This is a genomic window from Ruegeria sp. CE9, from assembly GCF_056537425.1.
Genome location: NZ_JBQFRO010000006.1, coordinates 70792 through 91318 on the forward strand (window position 1 = coordinate 70792; position 20527 = coordinate 91318).

The following is a 20527-nucleotide window of genomic DNA, read 5'->3' on the forward strand; positions in this document are numbered from 1 at the left end:
TGTCGGTGATCTTGGAACCGCTGGCACGTGATCAGCCTATCACTGCGCCGGATGCGAGGGCAAATCCGGCATCGGCACCCAGCGGGGCAGTTCATCTGGTGAGACCGAGACATGCAGCTTCTCTGACCGGTCACGCCCCACTTTGCGATGCTTGCGCAGCAGGAAAATCTTGCCCCAACCGCGCCATGTGCCGACCGAACGAGCGTGCGGGTCGGTTGGATAGCGGTCGCGCCAGCCTTCGGGCAAGGGCAGGCCGTGTAGTTCGGCCTTGTCCAGCATCCAGATCAGGGAAATGTTACTGAGCGGGCGGGCCTCTTCGAAACCATTCAGCTGGCCCCCCACGTCACCGTGGGTGCCGCGGAACCAGACCTGCTCGATATGGCCTTTGAAATCGGGTGTGCATTTCCACAACACGGGCTCAAACACTTCGCGGGTCTCGTCCAGCGCCATGGCGTGATAGCCGTGGCGGGTGGCAGGGCCAAGCTGGTGGTTGTGGAAAGCGTGGCGTTCCTCGGCCCAGCGCCACAGCAGTGGCAGGCGCAGGCCCAGCGCTTTGACCGTATCCCAGACACCGACCATCTCGATAGCCACATCCTCGTGACAGAATTCCCGACGAAAGACTGCTGCTGCTTCGCCATTGGCGTTACATTCATAGTGGCGGTAGGCCTGTTTGATGTTGCGCACGGTGGCGTGCTCGGCCTTGAGCAAGCCAATCGCATCGATCACGCCCGCAAGGCTGCGCACGCCGTAAGCGCCACGGGAATAGCCAATGAAAAAGATCTTGTCGCCGGGTTTGTAGCGCGAGGCGAGGTAGCCATAGGCACGGCGAATCTGGCGATTGATGCCCCGGCCCATCATCACGTCCATGGTGGATTTCCAACTGTCCCACTGCACGCCTGCCTCGTAAAACACCGAGACCTTGCTGCCCATTTCGCAACACAACTGCAGGGTCTGACCGGCATGGGTTTCCCGCCCCGGTTCCAGCGTCGACATCGTGCCGTCGAGGATGATGACATGGCTGATCGGTTCGCGGTGGCGCGCTTCGGCTGAGTGCTCGGACCGCAGGGGCCGTCCGAGCCATCCCAGTACCTTTCTACTCAGCCGTGACAGAACCATGCGTCAGCAATTCCCAAACTTTGTGAGGTGTGAAAGGCATATCCGCCTGCCGCACCCCGTGATCCCAGAGCGCATCCTGAACCGCATTTGCCACTGCGGCCAGTGCGCCCACGGTGCCGGCCTCGCCACAGCCTTTCATCCCCATCGGGTTGGCGGTTGACGGAACCGGCGCCGAGGTAAACTCTATCATGGGTATCTCAGCAGCGCGGGGCAAGGCGTAGTCCATGAACGAAGCCGTGAGCAGTTGCCCCTCGGCATCATGAACTACATGCTCGGTCAGCGCCTGACCAATGCCCTGTACGACTCCGCCGTGCACCTGCCCCTCGGCCAGCATCGGGTTGATAAGATTGCCGAAATCATCCACCACCGTGTAGCGATCGACCCATGTTTCACCAGTGAAAGAATCGATAACGACTTCGGCAACATGTGCGCCGTTTGGATAGCTGCGAGCTTCGAGCTTGGCGCGCGCCTCGTGCTGCAACAGATCGACGCGCCCGTCTGCGCGCGCCATCTGGGCCGCTTCGGTCAGCGTGGGGGTCAGGTTGGACCCGGGTGCGCGGAAGGTTTCATGGTCGAAGGTCACATCGCTTTCCTCGACCCCCATCTTATCGGCAAGATAGGGCGTGAATGCGGCGATCATCGTATCAACTGTGACCAGCGTGGCATTGCTTTGGGTCGTGACCGAGCGTGATCCGCCGGTTCCGCCGCCCTGCGCCAGCCTGTCCGTGTCGCCCTGAACCACATTGATGAGATGCGCCGGAATGCCCGTCTGGTCTGACAGAAACTGGGCGTAGACCGTTTCATGCCCCTGCCCGTTGGACTGTGTGCCGACATAGAGGTTCACCGTTCCATCTTCGCAAAACTCAACCTTTGCGCCTTCGGAAGGGTCTCCCAAAATACTTTCGATATAGTAACAGAGCCCCTGCCCGCGGATCAGGCCGTTTTCCGCATCTGCCTCCTTGCGAGCCTCAAAGCCGGTGGTCTGATCAGCGGCGCGGCTGAGGACCATGGCGAAATCGCCGACGTCATAGGTTTCACCGGTTGCGGTCTTGTAGGGGAAAGCTTCGGGTCGGATGAAATTCTTGCGCCGCAGCTCCCACGGGTCAACGCCCAGTTCGCGTGCGGCGCGGTCCATGACGCGTTCCAAAACATAGATCGCCTCGGGCCGACCGGCACCGCGATAGGCGTCGACCTGCGTTGTGTTGGTGTAAAACCCTTCGACGCGCAGATAGGTGGTTTGCACATCATAGACACCCATCAGGACCTTGCTGAACAGGCTGGTCTGAATGGCCTGTGCAAAGTGGCTGTTATAGGCGCCAAGGTTGATTTTGTTGTGGACCCGATAGGCGGTAATCTTGTGATCGGTGTCAAAAGCCAGTTCCGCCAGCGAGGTCAAATCTCGACCATGGTGATCCGACAACATCGCCTCGGACCGGTCAGACATCCAATGCACGGGCTGGCCCAGCTTCATCGCTGCCACGGCAACCGAGAAATATTCGGGATACGGCATCGCCTTCATCCCAAAACCGCCGCCGACATCCGGCGTGGTGACCCGGATCGCCTCTGGCTCTAGCTTCAGCTTTTGCGCCAATTGCGCCTTCATCCCCCAGACGCCCTGCCCGCCGTAGGAGAAATGCAGGCGACCACCCGACCACTCGGCCTGACAGCCGCGCGGTTCGATCGAGCTGGCGATGACCCGATTATCATGCACATTCAGCGCAACCGTGTGGGCCGCCGCCTGAAACGCCGCGTTGGTCGCCTGTTCATCGCCCAGCCCCCAGTCGAAGGCGCGATTGTCGGGGGCCTGTGGATGCAACGGCTCCCCGCCTGCGGCGACATCCATCTTGACCGGCAGATCCTCGGTTTCCATCCAGATCTGTTCAGCTGCATCGCGGGCTTGCAGAAAGGTGTCAGCGATGACAACCGCAATTGGTTCGCCGACGAAACGCACGCGGTCTTTGGCCAACATGTGCCGCTCGGACGCGGCGCCTTGGCTGCCGTCGCGGTTGGCGACTGTGGTGGCGTTCATCACCGTATCGATTTCGGCATCGGTCAGATCGTCGAGTGTCATGACCAAACGCACCCCATCCGCGGCGCGCGCGTCTTCGAGGTCCAGCGACGTGATTGTGGCATGTGCGACCGAGCTGCGAAAGAACGCCGCGAACAGGGCAGTCTCGGGAACGGAATCGTCCATGTACTGCCCCTGCCCGGTTAGAAACCGTTGATCCTCGGTCCGTTTGACGGGCTGGCTTTTGCCGAATTTTTCCATGGGGTGATCCTCTGGCTGCCTGAACGCGCGACCCTAGCGTGAAGCTGCGCCTTGTCCAGAGGCCAAGAAATTTACCTGCGCACGGTCTGAAAGCGACATTCATGTCTGGAAACAGCGTTGCGCGCCGATCTGGGCCGCGCCTAGGCTGAACCCATATTCAGTCTTGCGGAGGTTCCTATGCCCACAGAAATCAAGCTGACGAATGGCCGATTGGACAGCCAAAGTGCCGAGGCCTATTGGGACGATGGGTTTATCTTTCCGATCCCTGTGTTCTCTGCCGCAGAAGCCGCCGGATTCCGAGCTGAGTTGGAAGATGTCGAGGCCAATTGGCGCGAGGCAGATCTGCCGCTGCCCCTGAACATGTACAAACGCATCAACGCGCATGTGGTGATGCCGTTCGCAACGCGCATCGCGCTGGACCCGCGCGTTTTGGACGTGGTTGAGGGCGTGTTGGGCCCAGACCTGCTGTTGTGGTCGGCCGAGCTGTTCATCAAGGAACCACGCACGACGCAAGTGGTGGGCATGCATCAGGACCTGACCTATTGGGGCATGGGCGAAACCTCGGACCAGTTGACCGCCTGGATCGCCCTGTCGCCCGCGACGGTCGAAAGTGGTTGCATGGATTTCGTGAAGGCCAGCCACAAGAACCCGATCCTGCCGCATAATGATACGTTTTCCGACAACAACCTGCTGTCGCGTGGGCAAGAGGTGGCGGTCGATGTGGCAGGGGAAGACAAAACCCATATCGAGCTGCAGCCCGGCGAGATGTCGCTGCATCACGGTCTGACAATTCACGGGTCAGGGCCGAACGTTTCGGATGATCGTCGGATTGGCCTCGCCATCCGCTATCTCAACCCCAATGCGCAGCAGAAAGTGGCGGATCGCGACTATGCCATTCTGGCACGCGGTGAGGATCGGGTTGGGAATTTCATCCATATCCCCGAGCCGACCGCACTGTTTGCGCCCGAGGCGCTGGACCTGCACGCCCAGATCCGCAGCGATCAGGCCAAGGCGATGGGCCAAGGAGCCAGCGAAAAACTCGATCTTTACGCGCCCGCCCCGTCAAATCCCGGCTGATCAGCGCAGGACCGCCGCGCAGGGCCTTCCCCTTCCCGCGTCCATTCGCTATTGCAGGCGCTGACCCAAGATAGACGACGCAGGACGCATCCCATGGCGATGGAAAAGACATTCAACGCGGCCGAGGCCGAGGCCCGCATCTACGAGGCCTGGGAACAGGCCGGAGCCTTCAAGGCAGGCGCGAATAAATCGCGCGATGAAAGCTTTACCATCATGATCCCGCCGCCCAACGTGACGGGGGCGCTGCATGTGGGGCACGCGTTCAACAACACGCTGCAGGATATTCTGACCCGCTGGCACCGGATGCGCGGGTTCGACACGCTGTGGCAGCCCGGCCAGGATCACGCTGGTATCGCCACCCAGATGCAGGTGGAAAAGATGCTGGCGGCCACTCAGCAACCTGGTCGGCGCGAACTGGGGCGTGAGGCGTTTCTGGACAAGGTCTGGGAGTGGAAAGGCCAATACGGCGGTACGATCATCGAGCAGCTAAAGCGGCTGGGTTCGTCCTGCGACTGGTCGCGTAACGCCTTCACCATGGCAGGCGCGCCGCGCGACCCGCGCACGGGCCACGAAAATTCTGCGAATTTTCACGACGCGGTGATCAAGGTCTTCGTCGATATGTACGAGAAGCGCCTGATCTATCGCGGCAAGCGGTTGGTCAACTGGGACCCGCATTTCGAAACCGCGATTTCGGACCTTGAGGTCGAGAACATCGAAGTCGCGGGTCAAATGTGGCATTTCAAGTACCCTTTGGCAGGCGGTGAGACATATGAGTATTTGGAAAAAGATGAAGACGGGAATGTGATTTTCCGCGAGGAGCGGGATTATATTTCCATCGCCACGACCCGCCCCGAGACCATGCTGGGTGATGGTGCGGTTGCCGTTCATCCATCGGATGAGCGCTATGCACCCATCGTCGGGAAGCTTTGCGAAATCCCGGTTGGTCCGAAGGAACATCGCCGTCAGATCCCGATCATCACCGATGACTACCCTGATCCCGATTTCGGCTCGGGCGCGGTGAAGATCACTGGTGCCCATGACTTCAACGACAACATGGTTGCGAAGCGTGGTGGCATCCCGATGTACCGCCTGATGGACACCAAGGGCGCGATGCGCGCGGATGGCGCGCCTTATGCGGAGGCGGCTGTTTTGGCGCAGGAATATGCGCGTGGTCGTGAATTTACTGAGAACGAGATCGACGCGATCAACCTGGTCCCCGATCACCTGCGTGGGCTTGATCGGTTCGAGGCGCGCGCGAAGGTCGTAGAAGAGATCACTGCTGACGGCCTTGCCGTGATGACCCGCGCCGACGATCCGGTTTTGGGCACCAAACTGAGCGAGGATGACGATCCGGCGGCGCTGGTCCCGCTGGTCGAGAGCAAACCGATCATGCAGCCCTTCGGCGACCGCTCGAAGGTTGTGATCGAGCCGATGTTTACCGACCAATGGTTCGTGGATGCCGAGAAGGTCGTCGGCCCAGCGCTGGATGCGGTCAAGGATGGCACGGTCAAGATCATCCCCGAGTCGGGTGAGAAGACTTATTACCACTGGCTGGAAAACATCGAGCCCTGGTGCATCTCGCGCCAGCTGTGGTGGGGGCATCAGATTCCGGTTTGGACTGCTCAAGTCCCGGATTTGGACGGGTCTGTTGGGACGCATAGCGTTAACGTTGGTGGCGGAATTGAACTTTCCAGAGCCATTGACTTCATGCGCGAAAACGCTCCCAAAGATGACCCAGAGGCCGGCTACCGGAGCCGCGGAGGCTTACTGGTAAAAGATTTTTGTGCCGCTTCTATCGAGGAGGCGCAGGCCCAAATTTCAAAGGTTTGGATGGATCGTGCTGGATACACCCCTCCGAGTTTCTTCGACACAGAGGGAGACCCGGGTTCTTGGGCAATGAATTTCCCAGAAGCCCCAAATGGTGCCTGCCCGATGTGGCGCGACCCCGACGTCCTCGACACATGGTTCTCGTCCGGCCTCTGGCCCATCGGCACGCTGGGCTGGCCCGAGCAGACCGAGGAGCTAAAGCGCTACTTCCCTACGGACGTTCTGATCACTGGTTTTGACATCCTGTTTTTCTGGGTCGCCCGGATGATGATGATGCAACTGGCCGTAGTCGATCAGATCCCGTTCCACACGGTCTACCTGCACCAGCTCGTCCGCGACGAGAAGGGCAAGAAGATGTCCAAGACCACCGGCAACGTCATCGACCCGCTTGAAATCGTTGACGAGTTCGGCGCCGATGCGCTGCGCTTTACCAACGCGTCGATGGCGGCGATTGGTGGGGTGCTGAAACTATCGCGCGAGCGTATTACCGGCTATCGCAACTTTGGCACCAAACTGTGGAACGCCGTCCGCTTTGCCGAGATGAACGAGGTCTTCACCGATGCCGTTCCGCAACTTGATGTGGCCGACCTGAGACCCAAAGCCGCCGTGAACCGTTGGATCATCGGCGAAACCGCTCGGGTGCGGGAAGAGGTTGACGCAGCACTGGAAAGCTATCGCTTCAACGACGCGGCCAACGGGCTCTACGCCTTTGTCTGGGGCAAGGTCTGCGACTGGTACGTGGAACTCTCTAAACCCTTGCTGCAAGGCGACGATGCCGAGGCACAGTCTGAGACCCGCGCCACCATGCGTTGGGTTCTGGATCAGTGCATGGTCCTGCTGCACCCGATCATGCCCTTTATCACCGAAGAACTCTGGGGCCTGACCGGCAACCGCACGAAGATGGTCGTCCACGCCGACTGGCCAACCTATGCGGCGGCTGACCTGATCGACGCGGATGCGGATCGCGAGATGAACTGGGTGATCTCGGTGATCGAAAACACCCGCTCGGCCCGTGCCCAGATGCGCGTGCCTGCAGGCCTCTATGTGCCGATGCTGGTGACTGAGATCGACGCCGACGGAAAAGCCGCATGGGACCGCAACGAAGCGCTGATCAAGCGTTTGGCGCGGATCGACAGCCTGACCCACGCGGATGAGCTGCCCAAGGGCACAATCTCAATTGCTGCCCCCGGTGCCTCCTTTGGCCTGCCGCTGGCCGATATCATCGATATCGGTGCAGAAAAGGAACGTCTTGAGAAAGCCAAAGGCAAGTTGGCCAAAGAGCTGGGCGGCCTGCGCGGCCGTCTGAACAACCCCAAATTCGTGGCCTCCGCCCCGGAGGAAGTGGTTGCGGAAGCCAAAGCCAACCTCGCCGCTCGCGAGGAAGAAGAGGCGAAACTGAACGAAGCCCTGGCGCGATTGGCCGAAATCGCCTGATCTTCATCTTTTCCTAAATACTCAAATCCAAAAACCCGCCGCATGTGTGGCGGGTTTTCATTTCGCGCTGACGGTTTTCCACTTGTTCGCAGCGGCTTGCGATTGCTAGCAAGTTCACAAAACAACCCCGAGGCTGTGATGGTACGCGCTTTTCCTCCGATGCAGACGATCTCAACCGGTCTGGTTGTGGCTATTGTCGGCTTCTTCAGCTCATTTCCGATTGTCCTGCAGGGGCTAAACGCAATGGGGGCCTCGGCGTCGGAATCCGCATCCGGCCTTATGATGGCAGCGGTGGCGATGGGGCTGGCGGCGATTGTGCTTAGCCTGTGGTACAAGCAACCGATCAGCGTGGCGTGGTCGACACCGGGCGTCGCGCTGCTCGCCGTGTCTGCTGCCCCCGCCGAAGGTTTCTCGGGCGCAATCGGCGCATTCCTCTGCGCTGGGGCGCTGACGGTCATCGCCGGGCTGTGGCGTCCGCTGGGGCGGCTGGCTGCGGCGATCCCAACTACTTTGGCGCAGGCGATGTTGGGGGGTGTTTTGCTGCCGCTGTGTATCGTGCCGTTCAAAGCCGCTGTGGACATCCCCTGGCAAGCTCTACCCGTTATCTTGACGTGGTTCATCGCAGGCCGGATTAACCGGCTGGTGGCGGTTCCTGCAGCGGTTGTCGCGGCGGCGATTGTTGTCATTCTGAATGCCGGTGACAGCTCGATCAGGCCCGAACGCCTTATCGCGGCCCCGGTCTGGACCATACCGGGCTTTTCGCTGGCCTCTGCCATCGGAATTGGCCTGCCGCTGTTTATCGTGACAATGGCCACGCAGAATATCCCCGGCATCGCCGTAATGCGCAGCTTTGGTTATACACCCAATCCGGGCAAGCTGTTCTCAGCCGTGGGCGGGGCCAGTATGCTATCAGCCCCGTTCGGCGCTCCGGCCACTTGCCTGGCTGCAATCACAGCTGCGATGTGTTCAAATGAGGACAGCCACCCCGATCCTGCGCTGCGCTATTGGTCAGCAATAATGGGCGGTGTGTTTTACTGCCTGTTCGGTATCTTCGCCATTGCGATCACCAGCTTTGCCGCCCATGCTGACCCTCTGTTGATGGGCACTCTGGCAGGTGTCGCGCTGATCGGCGTGATGGCCAATGCCACCTTCGCGGCACTGGAGGTTCCGGCAGAGCGGGAAGCCGCCGTGTTGACCTTTGCCATCACGGCTTCGGGCATCACCGCCTTTGGGCTGGGGGCTGCGGTCTGGGGGCTGGCGGTTGGCGGGTTGGTATATCTGGCCAGTAACCGGGTGCGCTGAGCGTTTTCGTATCACGCCCCGATAGCGTAAGGTTGCCCCATGCTGGGATCGTTAGGAAAACTGGTGGAAAGCCAGATAAAAAAGGCACAGGCCGAAGGGCAGCTAGAAGGGCTGGAGGGTGAAGGCCAACCCCTTCCTGACCGCTCGGGCGAGGCACAAAGCGACCCGGCCATTGCCGCAGGTCACCGGATCATGGCTCAGGCCGGAGTGTTGCCCGAAGAGTTTGATATCAAGAAACAGCTGGATACCGCGCGCAAGGAATATGCAAAGCTGACCGACGCACAGGCTCGCCAGGACGCGATGGCAAAGATCGCCGATCTGGAGATGCGCTATAACATGGCCCGCGACGCCCGCCGGGCATTTATGCGGTGATCATTTGAACTCGGGCTTGCGGCCCTGCATCTGCGCCATGACAACCTCCATCTGATCGGGTTTGCCAATCAGATCGACTTGTTCTGAGGATTCAGCCAACAGAACATCGGTGCGATCCCGGGTTTCGGCCACATCGATCAGCCGTTTGGCGGCACGCATGGCCGAGGGGCTTTTGCCCGCAATGTCCTCGGCCAGCGCAAGTGCCTCGGTCAGCGGATCGTCCGACAACTTGGTCACAAGCCCCCACTCCGCCGCTTGTGGCGCGCCGATGGGGCGGGCGGTGTAGGTCAGGAGGCGTAGCACGTCCGAGCGGACAAGCTCGGGCAACAGAACCATCCCGCCCATATCGGGGATGATGCCCCATTTCATCTCCATCACCGCCAGTTTGGCTTCGGGATGAGCGATGCGAATATCTGCACCCAGCGCGATCTGCAGCCCGCCACCATAAGCGACGCCTTGAATAGCGCAGATCACCGGGACCGGGACGCGCCGCCAGATCAGAGCAAGCTCCTGCATCTCGTTGGCATCCTCGTGGCTGCGGGTCATAAGCCATTCGGTCGGGTCCGTGTGCGCCATGCTGGCAAAGCTGGCCATATCGAGACCGGCGCAGAAGCTTTTGCCCTCGCCCGATAGCACGACGGCTCGGATATCCGCCGCAGCAACCTCTTGACCCGCCGCGAGGATCGCCTTGATCATCGCATCGTCCAGCGCGTTCATCTTGTCGCCGCGGGTCAGCGCGACATGGGCGATGTGGTCTTTGTATTCGACGGATACGCGGGACATGGGGCCTCCGGTGCTTTTTTCGTGTTGCGCCAACCATGCCAGCAACCGCCGTGCAGCGCTACTGCGACGTCAGGGCAGAGTGGTGGCCGATCCGAACAACGCTATCATGCAAGGCTTGCCCCGCTTGAGAGGTTGCGCTTATCTGCGGCCATGACTGGTCCTCGCTATACCCCGCTTGCGCAATCTCTACCTGCAACCGTGCCCTTTGTTGGCCCCGAAACGCAGGAGCGCCAGCGCGGTGCGCCCTTTGTTGCCCGGATCGGTGCGAATGAAAGCATATTTGGCCCATCCCCACGCGCCATTGAGGCCATGCAGCAGGCGGCGGGCGAGATTTGGATGTATGGCGATCCTGAGAATTACGATCTGCGCCATGCGCTGGCGGCGCACCATGGTGTCGCGCCCGAGAATATCGTTGTTGGCGAAGGCATAGACGGGCTGCTGGGCTATCTGGTTCGGCTACTGGTTGGGCCAGGCGATCCGGTTGTGACCTCGGACGGGGCTTATCCCACCTTCAATTATCACGTGGCCGGGTTTGGCGGGGTTTTGCACAAAGTCCCCTATCGGAGCGATCATGAGTACCCAGCGGCGCTGTTTGCCAAAGCGGCAGAGGTGGGTGCAAAGCTGGTCTATCTGGCCAACCCTGACAACCCGATGGGGACCTGGCATTCGGGTGCGGATGTCGCAGCCGCGTTGGAAGCGATGCCTGAGGGCTGTGTGCTGGTTCTGGATGAGGCTTATGTGGAATGCGCGCCCGAAGGGACGGCTGCGCAGGTATCTGTGGATGATCCGCGCGTGATACGAATGCGGACCTTTTCCAAGGTTTACGGCATGGCCGGGGCGCGGGTAGGCTATGCGATCGGTGCGCCGGGGTTGATCTCTGCCTTCAGCAAGGTGCGCAACCATTTTGGCATGAACCGGGCGGCGCAAGCCGGTGCCTTGGCAGCGCTACGAGATCAGGCATGGCTGGCGGAAGTTCAGGCGAAAATCGCGGCATCGCGCGCGCGGATCGAGCAGATTGCGCGATCGAATGGACTTGAGCCGGTACCTTCGGCCACGAACTTCGTCGCGATTGACTGCGGGCAAGATGGCGCATTTGCCAAGGCCGTTTTGGATGCGTTGGTCGAACAAGGTGTGTTCGTGCGGATGCCGTTCGCGGCCCCTCAGAACCGGTGCATTCGGGTGAGTTGCGGAGGTGACGCTGAGATGGCGGCGTTTGAGGCCGCTTTGCCCCAGGCTTTGGCAATGGCTCGGGCCGTGTAGGGGAGCTGTCTGCCCCCCATCGCGCCGAGGCGCGATTCCCCCCGAGGATATTTCTGGCCAGATGAAACGACGGATCGGGCTTAGCTGGCTAACGTTGCGGCAGCGGCTTCGAGCGCGCCCCGGCCACGCGGGATATCAAGCGCGGCCATAGCGGTTTCCACGCCACCCAACATGGCCATGACCATCTGCGCGTTCACGTGCCCCATATGTCCCAGGCGGAAGCAACCGTCCCAATCCTCCATCCCCAGGCCGATGCCCAATGTCAGACCCAGCTGCGTTTCGGTATAGGCGCGCAGCGGAGTGCCGCGCCCTTCGGTCAGGCGCAGTGTGGTGACGGCGTGGCTGCGATGAGCCGGGTCAATGACGTTGAGTTGGAGCGCGCCGCCTTCAGCCCAGACATCACATGCGGCCCAGATGGCTTTGGCGAGATGTTCATGACGGGTCCAGACCTGTTCGATGCCTTCGCCATGGATCAGATCCAGTGCGGCGCGCAGGCCGTAGAGATGGTGGGTTGGCGCGGTACCGTCGAAATACTGGTAGAACAATTCGGGGTTGGCGCGCGGCTGCCAGTCCCAATATTTCGAGACGCGGGGCATTGTGGCGCGTTTGGCTTGCGCTTTGTCGTTGAAGAAAACAAATCCGGTGCCTGCCGGGGTCATCAACCCCTTCTGGCAGGCGGTGACGGTGACATCAACGCCCCAGGCATCCATCTCGAACCGGTCGCAGCCCATGGATGCAATGCAGTCGGCCATCAGCAAAGCTGGGTGGTCGAGGTCGTCGAGCAAGGCGCGCAGGGTTGGAATATCGTTGCGGATCGATGTGGAGGTATCGACGTGAACGGCAAGCACGGCCTTGATTTTGTGGCTGGAGTCGGCGCGCAGTACTTCGGCGACGCGCTCGAGATCCCAGGGTGAGGACATGCCGAAATCGATCAGTTCAGCTTTGGCACCGAGTCCCTCGGCCATCTCGGCCCAGCCATGTGTGAAGCGACCTGAGGCAGGGGCCAGCACGGTTTCGCCCGGGACGATCACATTTGACAGCGCGGCCTCCCAAGTGCCGTGGCCATTGGCGATGTAGATGGCGACGTTGTGCTGGGTTCGGGCCACCCGCTTCAGGTCGCGGGTGAGCGCGGGCATCATCTCGATCAATTCGCCATCATAGATATTGGGCGACGGGCGGTGCATAGCCTGCAGCACCGCGTCGGGCATGACCGAAGGGCCGGGAATGGCCAGATACTCGCGCCCCTGCGCGAGGGAGATTTGGTTTGTCATGAGGGCAACCTGTTTGAATTGAGGCCTACCCTAGCGTCTTGCCTTGCGACGTCAATCCAAGAGGCCGGCGGCCTCACGCGCAAGTGCCTCGATCCCGGACCAGTCGCCGCTCTGAACCATCTGCTTGGGTGCGACCCAGCTGCCGCCAGCGCAAACCACATTGGAAAGCGACAGGTAGTCGAGGGCATTTGACGGCGACACGCCACCCGTGGGGCAGAAGGTGATCTGCGGCAGGGGTGCGCCGATAGCTTTCAGGGCAGGCGCGCCGCCTGAGGCCTCGGCGGGGAAGAATTTCAGCATGTCATAGCCCTTTTCCAGCAGGGCCATGGCTTCGCTGGCTGTTGCCGCGCCGGGCAGAAGGGGCAGACCTTCGGCTTCGCAGGCCGCGATCAGTGTGTCGGTTGCACCGGGTGAGACGCCAAACTGCGCACCGGCCTCTTTGGCGGCGCGGACATCTTCGGGGGTGATCAGCGTGCCTGCACCGACCACACCGCCGGGGACGTCAGCCATGGCACGGATGGCATCCAGCGCGGCGGGTGTGCGCAACGTCACTTCGAGCGCGGGAAGGCCACCTGCGACCAGAGCTTCGGCAAGCGGGCGAGCATGGGCCGCGTCATCGACCACCAAAACGGGGACGATCGGGGCCAGAGCGCAAATCTCGCGGGTGCGTTGGGTTTTGGACATGGGATTAAACTCCGAAAATGCTGGCGCCTGTATCGGCCGAGCCGACATTCTGGCGGAATGCGCCGAAAAGATCTCGGCCAACGCCGTGTTGATTTGCAGTGAGGTCTGCGGTGGCTGGGGCACGGTCTAGAACGCCGGGGGTGAGGATTTCAAGCTCACCTTTCACAGCATCGACACGCAGGAGGTCTCCATCCTGCAGATAGGCAATTGGGCCGCCATCCAGCGCCTCGGGGCAGACATGGATCGCAGCGGGGACTTTGCCTGACGCGCCCGACATGCGGCCATCGGTGACCAGCGCCACTTTCTGCCCCCTGCCCTGCAGGATTGACAGAATCGGGGTCAGCGAGTGCAGCTCAGGCATGCCGTTGGCCTTTGGGCCTTGGAAGCGAACGACGACGATGACGTCACCGGTGAATTCGCCAGCTTTATAGGCCGCCTTGACGGCATTCTGGTCGTGGAATACCCGCACGGGCGCTTCGACCACTTGGTGTTCCGGCGCGACGGCCGAGACCTTCATCACCCCGGTACCCAGGTTGCCCGTCAGACGCGACAGGCCGCCGGTTGGCTGGAACGGATCGTTGGCAGGGCGGACGATTTTTTCGTTCAGGCTGTGGCCCGCGCCGTCTTCCCAGACCAACTCGCCGTCTTTCAGTTTCGGTTCCTTGGTGTAGTTGTGAAGCCCCTGCCCGGCAACGGTGAGCGTATCGGGGTGAAGCAAGCCATCATCCAGCAATGTACCGATGGCAAAGCCCAACCCGCCAGCGGCGTGGAAGTGGTTCACGTCGGCCAAACCGTTGGGATAGACCCGTGCGACCAGCGGGACAACGCCGGAGATGTCAGAAAAGTCCTCCCAATCCAGCACGATCCCGCCCGCGCGCGCCATGGCGATCAGGTGGATCAGCAGGTTGGTGGAGCCGCCAGTGGCCATCAGACCAACAATGCCGTTGACGAAAGCGCGCTCGTCAAGGATCTGGCAGACCGGAGTGTAGTGATTGCCCAACGCGCTGAGCGACAGGGCGCGGCGCGCGCCTTCCTCGGTCAGAGCATCGCGTAGAGGCGTATTGGGGTTAACGAAGCTGGAGCCCGGCAAGTGCAGACCCATGAACTCCATCAGCATCTGATTGGTGTTGGCGGTGCCGTAGAAGGTGCAGGTGCCAGGGCCATGATAAGCGGCCATCTCGGCCTTCATGAGTTCGTCGCGGCCGACTTCACCGGCGGCGAATTTCTGTCGAACCTTGGCCTTTTCATCGTTCGGCAAACCGCTGGTCATGGGTCCGGCGGGCAGGAAGACGGCAGGCAGATGCCCGAAAGCCTGCGCGCCGATGATTAGGCCGGGTACGATCTTGTCGCAGACGCCAAGGAACACCGCCGCATCGTATGTGTTGTGGCTCAGCGCCACACCCGTTGCCAACGCGATCACATCGCGCGAGAACAGAGACAATTCCATCCCTGCTTCACCTTGTGTCACGCCATCACACATTGCCGGAACCCCGCCCGCAACCTGCGCGGTGCCGCCCGCTGCACGGATCGCATCGCGGATCAGGCCGGGATAGCGTTCAAACGGCTGGTGGGCTGAGAGCATGTCGTTATAGGCCGTGACGATACCCAGATTTCCGGCGGTGCCGGTGGCCATCGAGTTCTGGTCTTCACCCGCTCCGGCATAGGCATGGGCCTGACCACTGCAGGACAGATGCGCGCGCGCCGGGCCTTTGGATTTGGCCTGCTCCATCCGTTCAAGATGCGGGCCACGCAGATCGGCGCTGCGGTCGATGATGCGTTTGGTGACGTCGGATATAACTGAGTTGACCATGATTACCCTCCGATCTGACGCCAGCGGCGCCCATCGCGATGCATCAGCATCAATGCTTCTTCGGGGCCCGAGCTGCCCTGATCGTATTTCGCGGGCTTATCGCCACGCTCTTCCCAGCCGTGAATGATGGGGTCAACCCAGGCCCAGGCGGCCTCGGCTTCATCTCCACGCATGAACAGGGTCTGATCACCACGGATCACATCCATGATCAGGCGTTCATAGGCGTCGGGAGATTGCCCATCATCGCCCAGCGCGTCGGCAAAACTCATATCGAGCGCGACATCTGACAGGCGGAACCCGCCCTGCCCCGGTTCCTTGATGGTGGTGCGCAACGTGATGCCTTCGTCCGGTTGCAAGCGGATCACCAGTACATTCCCGTGCAGCGGGCCGACATTCGGGAAAATCGTGTGCGGCGGGTCGCGGAAGAACACGGCAATTTCAGACTCGCGCGAGCGCAGGCGCTTGCCGGTCCGCAGATAAAACGGCACCCCGGCCCAGCGCCAGTTGCCGATATGCGCCTTAAGTGCGATGAAACTTTCGGTGCGGCTGGCCGGATCTCCGACGTGATCGAGATAGCCGTCTCCGCCTTTTTCGGTGCGATATTGTCCTCGGGCGATATCCTTTGGTTCGACCGGTTCGAGCGCTTCGATCACCTTAACTTTCTCATCGCGTACCGCGTTAGGCGAGAATTTCGAGGGCGGCTCCATCGCGGTCAGGCACAGCAACTGCACCAGATGGTTCTGGATCATGTCCCGCATCGCGCCGGACTGATCATAGTAGGCGCCGCGCCCTTCGACGCCCACGGTTTCGGCCACAGTGATCTGGACGTTATCAACATGCGTGGCGTTCCAGAGTGGCTCAAAAAGCGAGTTGGCAAAGCGCAAGGCCATCAGGTTCTGAACAGTTTCCTTGCCCAGATAATGATCGATCCGATAGATCTGCTGTTCTTCGAAACAAGCGCGCAAGCCCGCGTTCAGGGCCTTGGCCGAGGCCAGGTCATGACCAAAGGGCTTTTCGACCACAATGCGACTGTCGGGTGTGGCAAGACCATTATCGTTCAGACGTTGCGCAATCCCCGAGAACAGGCTGGGGCCGACCGACAGGTAGAAAGCACGCACCACATCTGCGCGCAGCAATTTGGCCAGTTCAGTCCAACCCGCATCGCCCACGGCATCAACCGGAGCATATTCGACGCGGGACAGGAAACGCTCGAGCGTCTCCTTGTCGAACTTGGGTGCGAATTCCTTCATCGATGCACGCAGTTGATTTCGAAACCCGTCGCTGTCCATGTCGGAACGCGCAGTTCCAATGATGCGCGCATCTTCCGGCATCTGGCCGACTTCGAACCGGTGATAGAGGCCAGGAAGGATCTTGCGCTGCGCCAGATCACCTGTCGCGCCGAACAACACCAGGTCGAACGGATCTACCGGAATAACGCGTGAGACCATTGCAAGGCTCCTTCTGAGTTCCCCGCCCGTCTGGGCAAGGCATCGACGCGGGACGGAGACACTGATGTGTCACAGGTCATGTTATCGCTAACATTTATCGGGTGGATAAGAAACCCGGCGTTAAAAATCAAGTCTGGAATCGTGAATGAGCAAATAAATCGGCACTCACACTGACCCTCGCGCGATTTCGACTGAATGATCTGGCCATGTTCCCGCGCCCGAATATCCAACCCTGCGCTTTGAACCGGCGTACCGGTTTCTTGAAAAGAAACCGAGCCTGAAACTTTGAAAGTTTCAGGTACCAGCGGTCAGGACTGTGTCCGCAGCCAATCCATCACGGCTGGACGCACGGATTGTTCACCGCGATGACGGGCGTCGGCGATGATCTTGCGCACATCCTGCAGGTTCGACCGCAGCAGCAAGCTTTTGACCGGCCCGATCGAGGCCGGACGCATCGACAGGGTACGAATGCCCATTGCCGCAAGACACAGAGCTTCGACAGGGCGGCCGGCATCTTCGCCACAGAAGCTGAGCGGTGTATCCGATATCGCGCAGCGTTCCACGATACGTTCGATGAAGCTTAGAAAGCTCACATTCAACGTATCATAGCGTCTCCGCACCAGTTCATTTTCACGGTCGGCGGCGAAGAAGAACTGTTTCAGATCGTTGCCCCCAATCGAGATGAAGCCCACTTCGTCAAAGAACTTCTGCGGTGCGAACCCCAGCGAAGGTGTCTCGAGCATCGCACCCACTTCGAGCGTCTCCGGCAGGACGTGACCCAATCGCCGCTCGCGTTCTATGGTTTTCTTTACCTCCCACCTTGCCTCGCGAAACTCATCCGCCTGCGCCACAAAGGGGAACATGACTGTCAGCGGACGGCCCTCAGCCGCACGGATCAGCGCCTGCAACTGCATCCGCATCACGCCGCGTTTGTCGAGCCCAACACGGATCGCGCGCCAACCCAGCGCCGGGTTTGGCTCTTCCACATGTTTCATGTAGGGCAGAACCTTGTCAGACCCGATATCAAGCGTACGGAATACAACGCGTTTGTCACCCGCAGCATCCAAGACGCGCTTGTATTGTGTCACCAGCTCGGACCGCTTCGGCATCTGGTTGCGGATCAGGAATTGCAACTCGGTCCGGAACAGGCCCACCCCTTCGGCGCCCGAGTTACCCAACGAAGGCAAATCGGCCATCAGCCCAGCGTTCATCACCATATTGATGCGCGCGCCATCTTTCGTCACCGTTGGGGTTTCTCGGATCGAGGCATAGCGCTCCTGCGCTTTGGCCTCCATCGCGATCTTATCGCGAAACGCGCTGACAACCGTATCTTCGGGGCGCAGATGAACGACGCCGCTATCGCCATCGACCAGAATGTGGTCACCGTTCAGGGCTTCGGTCGTGATGCGGCCAACATGCACAACCAGCGGGATTGCCAATGCGCGGGCGACGATGGTGGCATGGCTGCCGACCGAGCCTTCCTCCAGCACAATACCTTTGAGCGAGCGGCCATATTCCAGCAAATCGCCGGGGCCTATGTTGCGGGCGATCAAAATTGGATCGGGCGGCAGATCGGCAGCATTGCCGTTGCCCTGCCCGGTCAAAATCCGCAACAGTCGGTTGCTGAGATCGTCCAGATCCGCCAACCGTTCGCGCAGATACGGGTCGGTGACCTGCCCCATGCGGGCCCGAGCCTGCGATTGCTCTTTTTCCACCGCAGCTTCGGCGCTGAGGCCCAGAGCGATGTCTTCCTCCATCCGGCGCATCCAACCTTTGGAGTTGGCAAACATCCGGTAGGCTTCCAGTACCTGCAGTTGCTCTTTATCCCCGCCTTGGGAAATTTCGAGCATCTTGTCGACGCCAACGCGGAGTTCTTCGACAGCCTCGGATAGCCGCTCACGCTCGCGATGCGGGTCTTCTGCAATCGGGTTGGTGACGACAACCCGGGGTTCATGCAGCCAAACATGGCCTTCGGCAGAACCTTCTTGCGCCGTGCCCCCGGTCAGCTGAACAGATTGTTGGTGTAGCGGCGAAAGGGCGGCACCTTCGCCAACGAACGCACCCAGTTCGGCCATTTCGGCCAGAACCATTGCGACAACTTCCAGCGCATAGACCTCATCCGCGGAAAACTCGCGCGCTTCCCGTGACTGTACCACCAGGACGCCGAGCTTTTGGCCCAGGCGTTGAACCGGCACACCAAGGAACGAGGAATAACGTTCCTCGCCGGTTTCCGGCATATACCGAAAGCCTTTGGCCGAGGGCGCATCAGCGGTGTTCACCACCTTGCCGGATTTGGCGACGCGACCAACCAGCCCCTCGCCCATGCGCATCCGGGTCTGGTGCACCGCTTCGGGCGACAGACCTTCGGTTGCGCAAAGTTCCAGCGTATCCTCATCCCGGAACAGGTAAATCGAACAGACTTCGCGCGCGGTGCTGTCTGCAATTAGGTGCGTAATCCGATCAAGACGCTCTTGACCAGCGGCCTCGCTGGCCATTTCCTCGCGCAGCCGTCCCAGCAGCTTACGGGATTCTGTTTCCGTGCCTTCCGCCATGGCCCACCCACGTTACGGTTTCAGACGGGACACTTGGCTGAAAGCTCAGGCCGCCTTGTCCAGTTCAAAGGCATCATGCAGTGCCTGAACCGCAAGTTCCATGTATTTCCTGTCGATCAGGACGGAAATTTTTATCTCAGAGGTTGTAATGACCTTAATGTTGATCCCCTCATCCGAGAGAATCTTGAACATCTTGGCCGCTACACCGGATTGCGACCGCATGCCGATCCCCACGACCGAGACCTTGCAAACGTCTTCGTCGGCTACCAGTTCGGCATAGTTCAGCTCGCCCTGCTCTTTAATCGCCAACAGCGCTTTTTCGGCGCGGGTGACCTGATTGGTAGGGCATGAGAAGGTCATGTCGGTGCGCCCTTCGTCCGAGATGTTCTGGACGATCATATCAACATTGACGCCTTCTTCGCTGAGCGCGGTGAAGATGATCGAAGCGATACCGGGCCGGTCCGCCACGGAAACGACTGTCATCTTGGCTTCGTCGCGGGAATAGGCCACACCGGCCACAACATTGGATTCCATGATATCCTCCTCGTCGCAGACCAGTGTACCGGCCTCGTCGGATTGTTCCTCAAAGCTTGAAAGAACGCGCAGTTTCACTTTGTAACGCATCGCCAGCTCGACCGAGCGGGTTTGCAGCACCTTGGCCCCCAATGAGGCCAGTTCGAGCATTTCCTCGAACGAAATCCGATCCAGCTTGCGCGCTTTCTCGCAGATGCGCGGGTCAGTGGTATAGACGCCATCAACGTCAGTATAGATATCGCAGCGCTCGGCCTCGAACGCGGCGGCAAAGGCCACGGCGGTGGTGTCAGACCCACCCCGGCCCAGCGTGGTGATGCGCCCTTCGGGACTGATGCCCTGAAAGCCTGCGACGACTGCAACGCGCATGCCTTCGCCGAATTTCTGAGTGATGTTTTCTGGCGGGATTTCTTCGATTCGGGCGGCGGAATGCGCACCGTTGGTGATCAGCGGGACCTGCCAGCCCTGCCAGCTGCGCGCAGGGATATCCATTTCCTGTAGCGTCAGCGCCATCAGACCTGCAGTGACATTTTCACCCGAAGACACGACCGCATCATATTCACGCGCGTCATAGAGCGGCGAAATCTCATCGACCCAGCCCACCAGCTCGTTGGTCTTGCCTGACATGGCCGAGACGATGACGATGACGTCATACCCTTTGGCAACCTCAACGCCCACACGCTTTGCCGCGCGGCGGATCCGGTCAAGGTTGGCGACCGAAGTGCCGCCGAATTTCATCACGAGTACGGGCATGGGGGCAAAAGTCTCCGCGCCAGGGATTTCTGATCCCG

14 protein-coding genes are annotated in these 20527 nt (G+C 60.4%); 5 read left to right on the forward strand and 9 right to left on the reverse strand.

The genetic code is table 11. The annotated features are described in order from the left end of the window. Positions 1 to 39: 39 nt before the first annotated feature. Together ACR0B3_RS13045 and ACR0B3_RS13050 are read right to left on the reverse strand one after the other, a co-directional pair. Positions 40 to 1116 carry a DUF2235 domain-containing protein gene (locus ACR0B3_RS13045; RefSeq protein WP_480809456.1) on the reverse strand — a complete coding sequence of 359 codons (1077 nt, stop codon included), beginning with the start codon at positions 1114 to 1116 and terminating at the stop codon, positions 40 to 42. Further along, positions 1094 to 3385, reverse strand: coding sequence for a xanthine dehydrogenase family protein molybdopterin-binding subunit (locus ACR0B3_RS13050; protein WP_480809457.1), 2292 nt, complete (start codon positions 3383 to 3385; stop codon positions 1094 to 1096). Before ACR0B3_RS13050 ends, ACR0B3_RS13045 begins: the two co-directional genes overlap by 23 nt. A gap of 177 nt (positions 3386 to 3562) precedes the next feature. On the opposite strand from ACR0B3_RS13050, the gene ACR0B3_RS13055 reads away from it, so the two are divergent. From ACR0B3_RS13055 to ACR0B3_RS13070, 4 genes are all read left to right on the forward strand, one after another. Next, the gene (locus tag ACR0B3_RS13055; protein WP_480809458.1) at positions 3563 to 4462 is read left to right on the forward strand and encodes a phytanoyl-CoA dioxygenase family protein; all 900 of its coding nucleotides are present in this window, start codon (positions 3563 to 3565) and stop codon (positions 4460 to 4462) included. Between the two features lie 93 nt (positions 4463 to 4555). Next, on the forward strand, positions 4556 to 7723 hold the full coding sequence (locus tag ACR0B3_RS13060) for a valine--tRNA ligase (RefSeq protein WP_480809459.1): 3168 nt from the start codon (positions 4556 to 4558) through the stop codon (positions 7721 to 7723). A gap of 138 nt (positions 7724 to 7861) precedes the next feature. Then, entirely contained in the window at positions 7862 to 9025 is a 1164-nt protein-coding gene (locus tag ACR0B3_RS13065) for a benzoate/H(+) symporter BenE family transporter (RefSeq protein ID WP_480809460.1), read from the forward strand. 39 nt (positions 9026 to 9064) lie between these two features. Further along, complete coding sequence (locus ACR0B3_RS13070) at positions 9065 to 9397, forward strand: DnaJ family domain-containing protein (RefSeq protein ID WP_480809461.1); 333 nt, start codon at positions 9065 to 9067, stop codon at positions 9395 to 9397. Here ACR0B3_RS13070 and ACR0B3_RS13075 read toward each other — a convergent pair whose 3' ends face one another. Next, entirely contained in the window at positions 9398 to 10180 is a 783-nt protein-coding gene (locus ACR0B3_RS13075) for a crotonase/enoyl-CoA hydratase family protein (protein ID WP_480809462.1), read from the reverse strand. A 150-nt stretch (positions 10181 to 10330) separates the two neighbouring features. On the opposite strand from ACR0B3_RS13075, the gene ACR0B3_RS13080 reads away from it, so the two are divergent. Further along, positions 10331 to 11440 carry a pyridoxal phosphate-dependent aminotransferase gene (locus tag ACR0B3_RS13080; protein WP_480809463.1) on the forward strand — a complete coding sequence of 370 codons (1110 nt, stop codon included), beginning with the start codon at positions 10331 to 10333 and terminating at the stop codon, positions 11438 to 11440. Positions 11441 to 11520: 80 nt separating this feature from the next. Here the strand turns inward: ACR0B3_RS13080 and ACR0B3_RS13085 are convergent, their stop codons facing one another. The 6 genes from ACR0B3_RS13085 to ACR0B3_RS13110 all read right to left on the reverse strand — a co-directional run bounded on the left by ACR0B3_RS13085 (position 11521) and on the right by ACR0B3_RS13110 (position 20489). Further along, positions 11521 to 12711, reverse strand: a complete 1191-nt coding sequence (locus ACR0B3_RS13085) for a pyridoxal-phosphate-dependent aminotransferase family protein (RefSeq protein WP_480809464.1) — start codon at positions 12709 to 12711, stop codon at positions 11521 to 11523. Between the two features lie 51 nt (positions 12712 to 12762). Next, positions 12763 to 13395: a bifunctional 4-hydroxy-2-oxoglutarate aldolase/2-dehydro-3-deoxy-phosphogluconate aldolase gene (locus ACR0B3_RS13090; protein WP_480809465.1), complete on the reverse strand. Its 633-nt coding sequence runs from the start codon at positions 13393 to 13395 to the stop codon at positions 12763 to 12765. Between the two features lie 4 nt (positions 13396 to 13399). Then, the gene (gene edd / locus ACR0B3_RS13095; protein WP_480809466.1) at positions 13400 to 15205 is read right to left on the reverse strand and encodes a phosphogluconate dehydratase; all 1806 of its coding nucleotides are present in this window, start codon (positions 15203 to 15205) and stop codon (positions 13400 to 13402) included. Positions 15206 to 15207: 2 nt separating this feature from the next. Then, entirely contained in the window at positions 15208 to 16653 is a 1446-nt protein-coding gene (gene zwf / locus ACR0B3_RS13100; protein ID WP_480809467.1) for a glucose-6-phosphate dehydrogenase, read from the reverse strand. A 308-nt stretch (positions 16654 to 16961) separates the two neighbouring features. Next, positions 16962 to 19205, reverse strand: coding sequence for a phosphoenolpyruvate--protein phosphotransferase (gene ptsP, locus ACR0B3_RS13105; protein WP_480809468.1), 2244 nt, complete (start codon positions 19203 to 19205; stop codon positions 16962 to 16964). A gap of 45 nt (positions 19206 to 19250) precedes the next feature. After that, on the reverse strand, positions 19251 to 20489 hold the full coding sequence (locus ACR0B3_RS13110) for an aspartate kinase (protein ID WP_170685947.1): 1239 nt from the start codon (positions 20487 to 20489) through the stop codon (positions 19251 to 19253). Positions 20490 to 20527 lie beyond the last annotated feature (38 nt).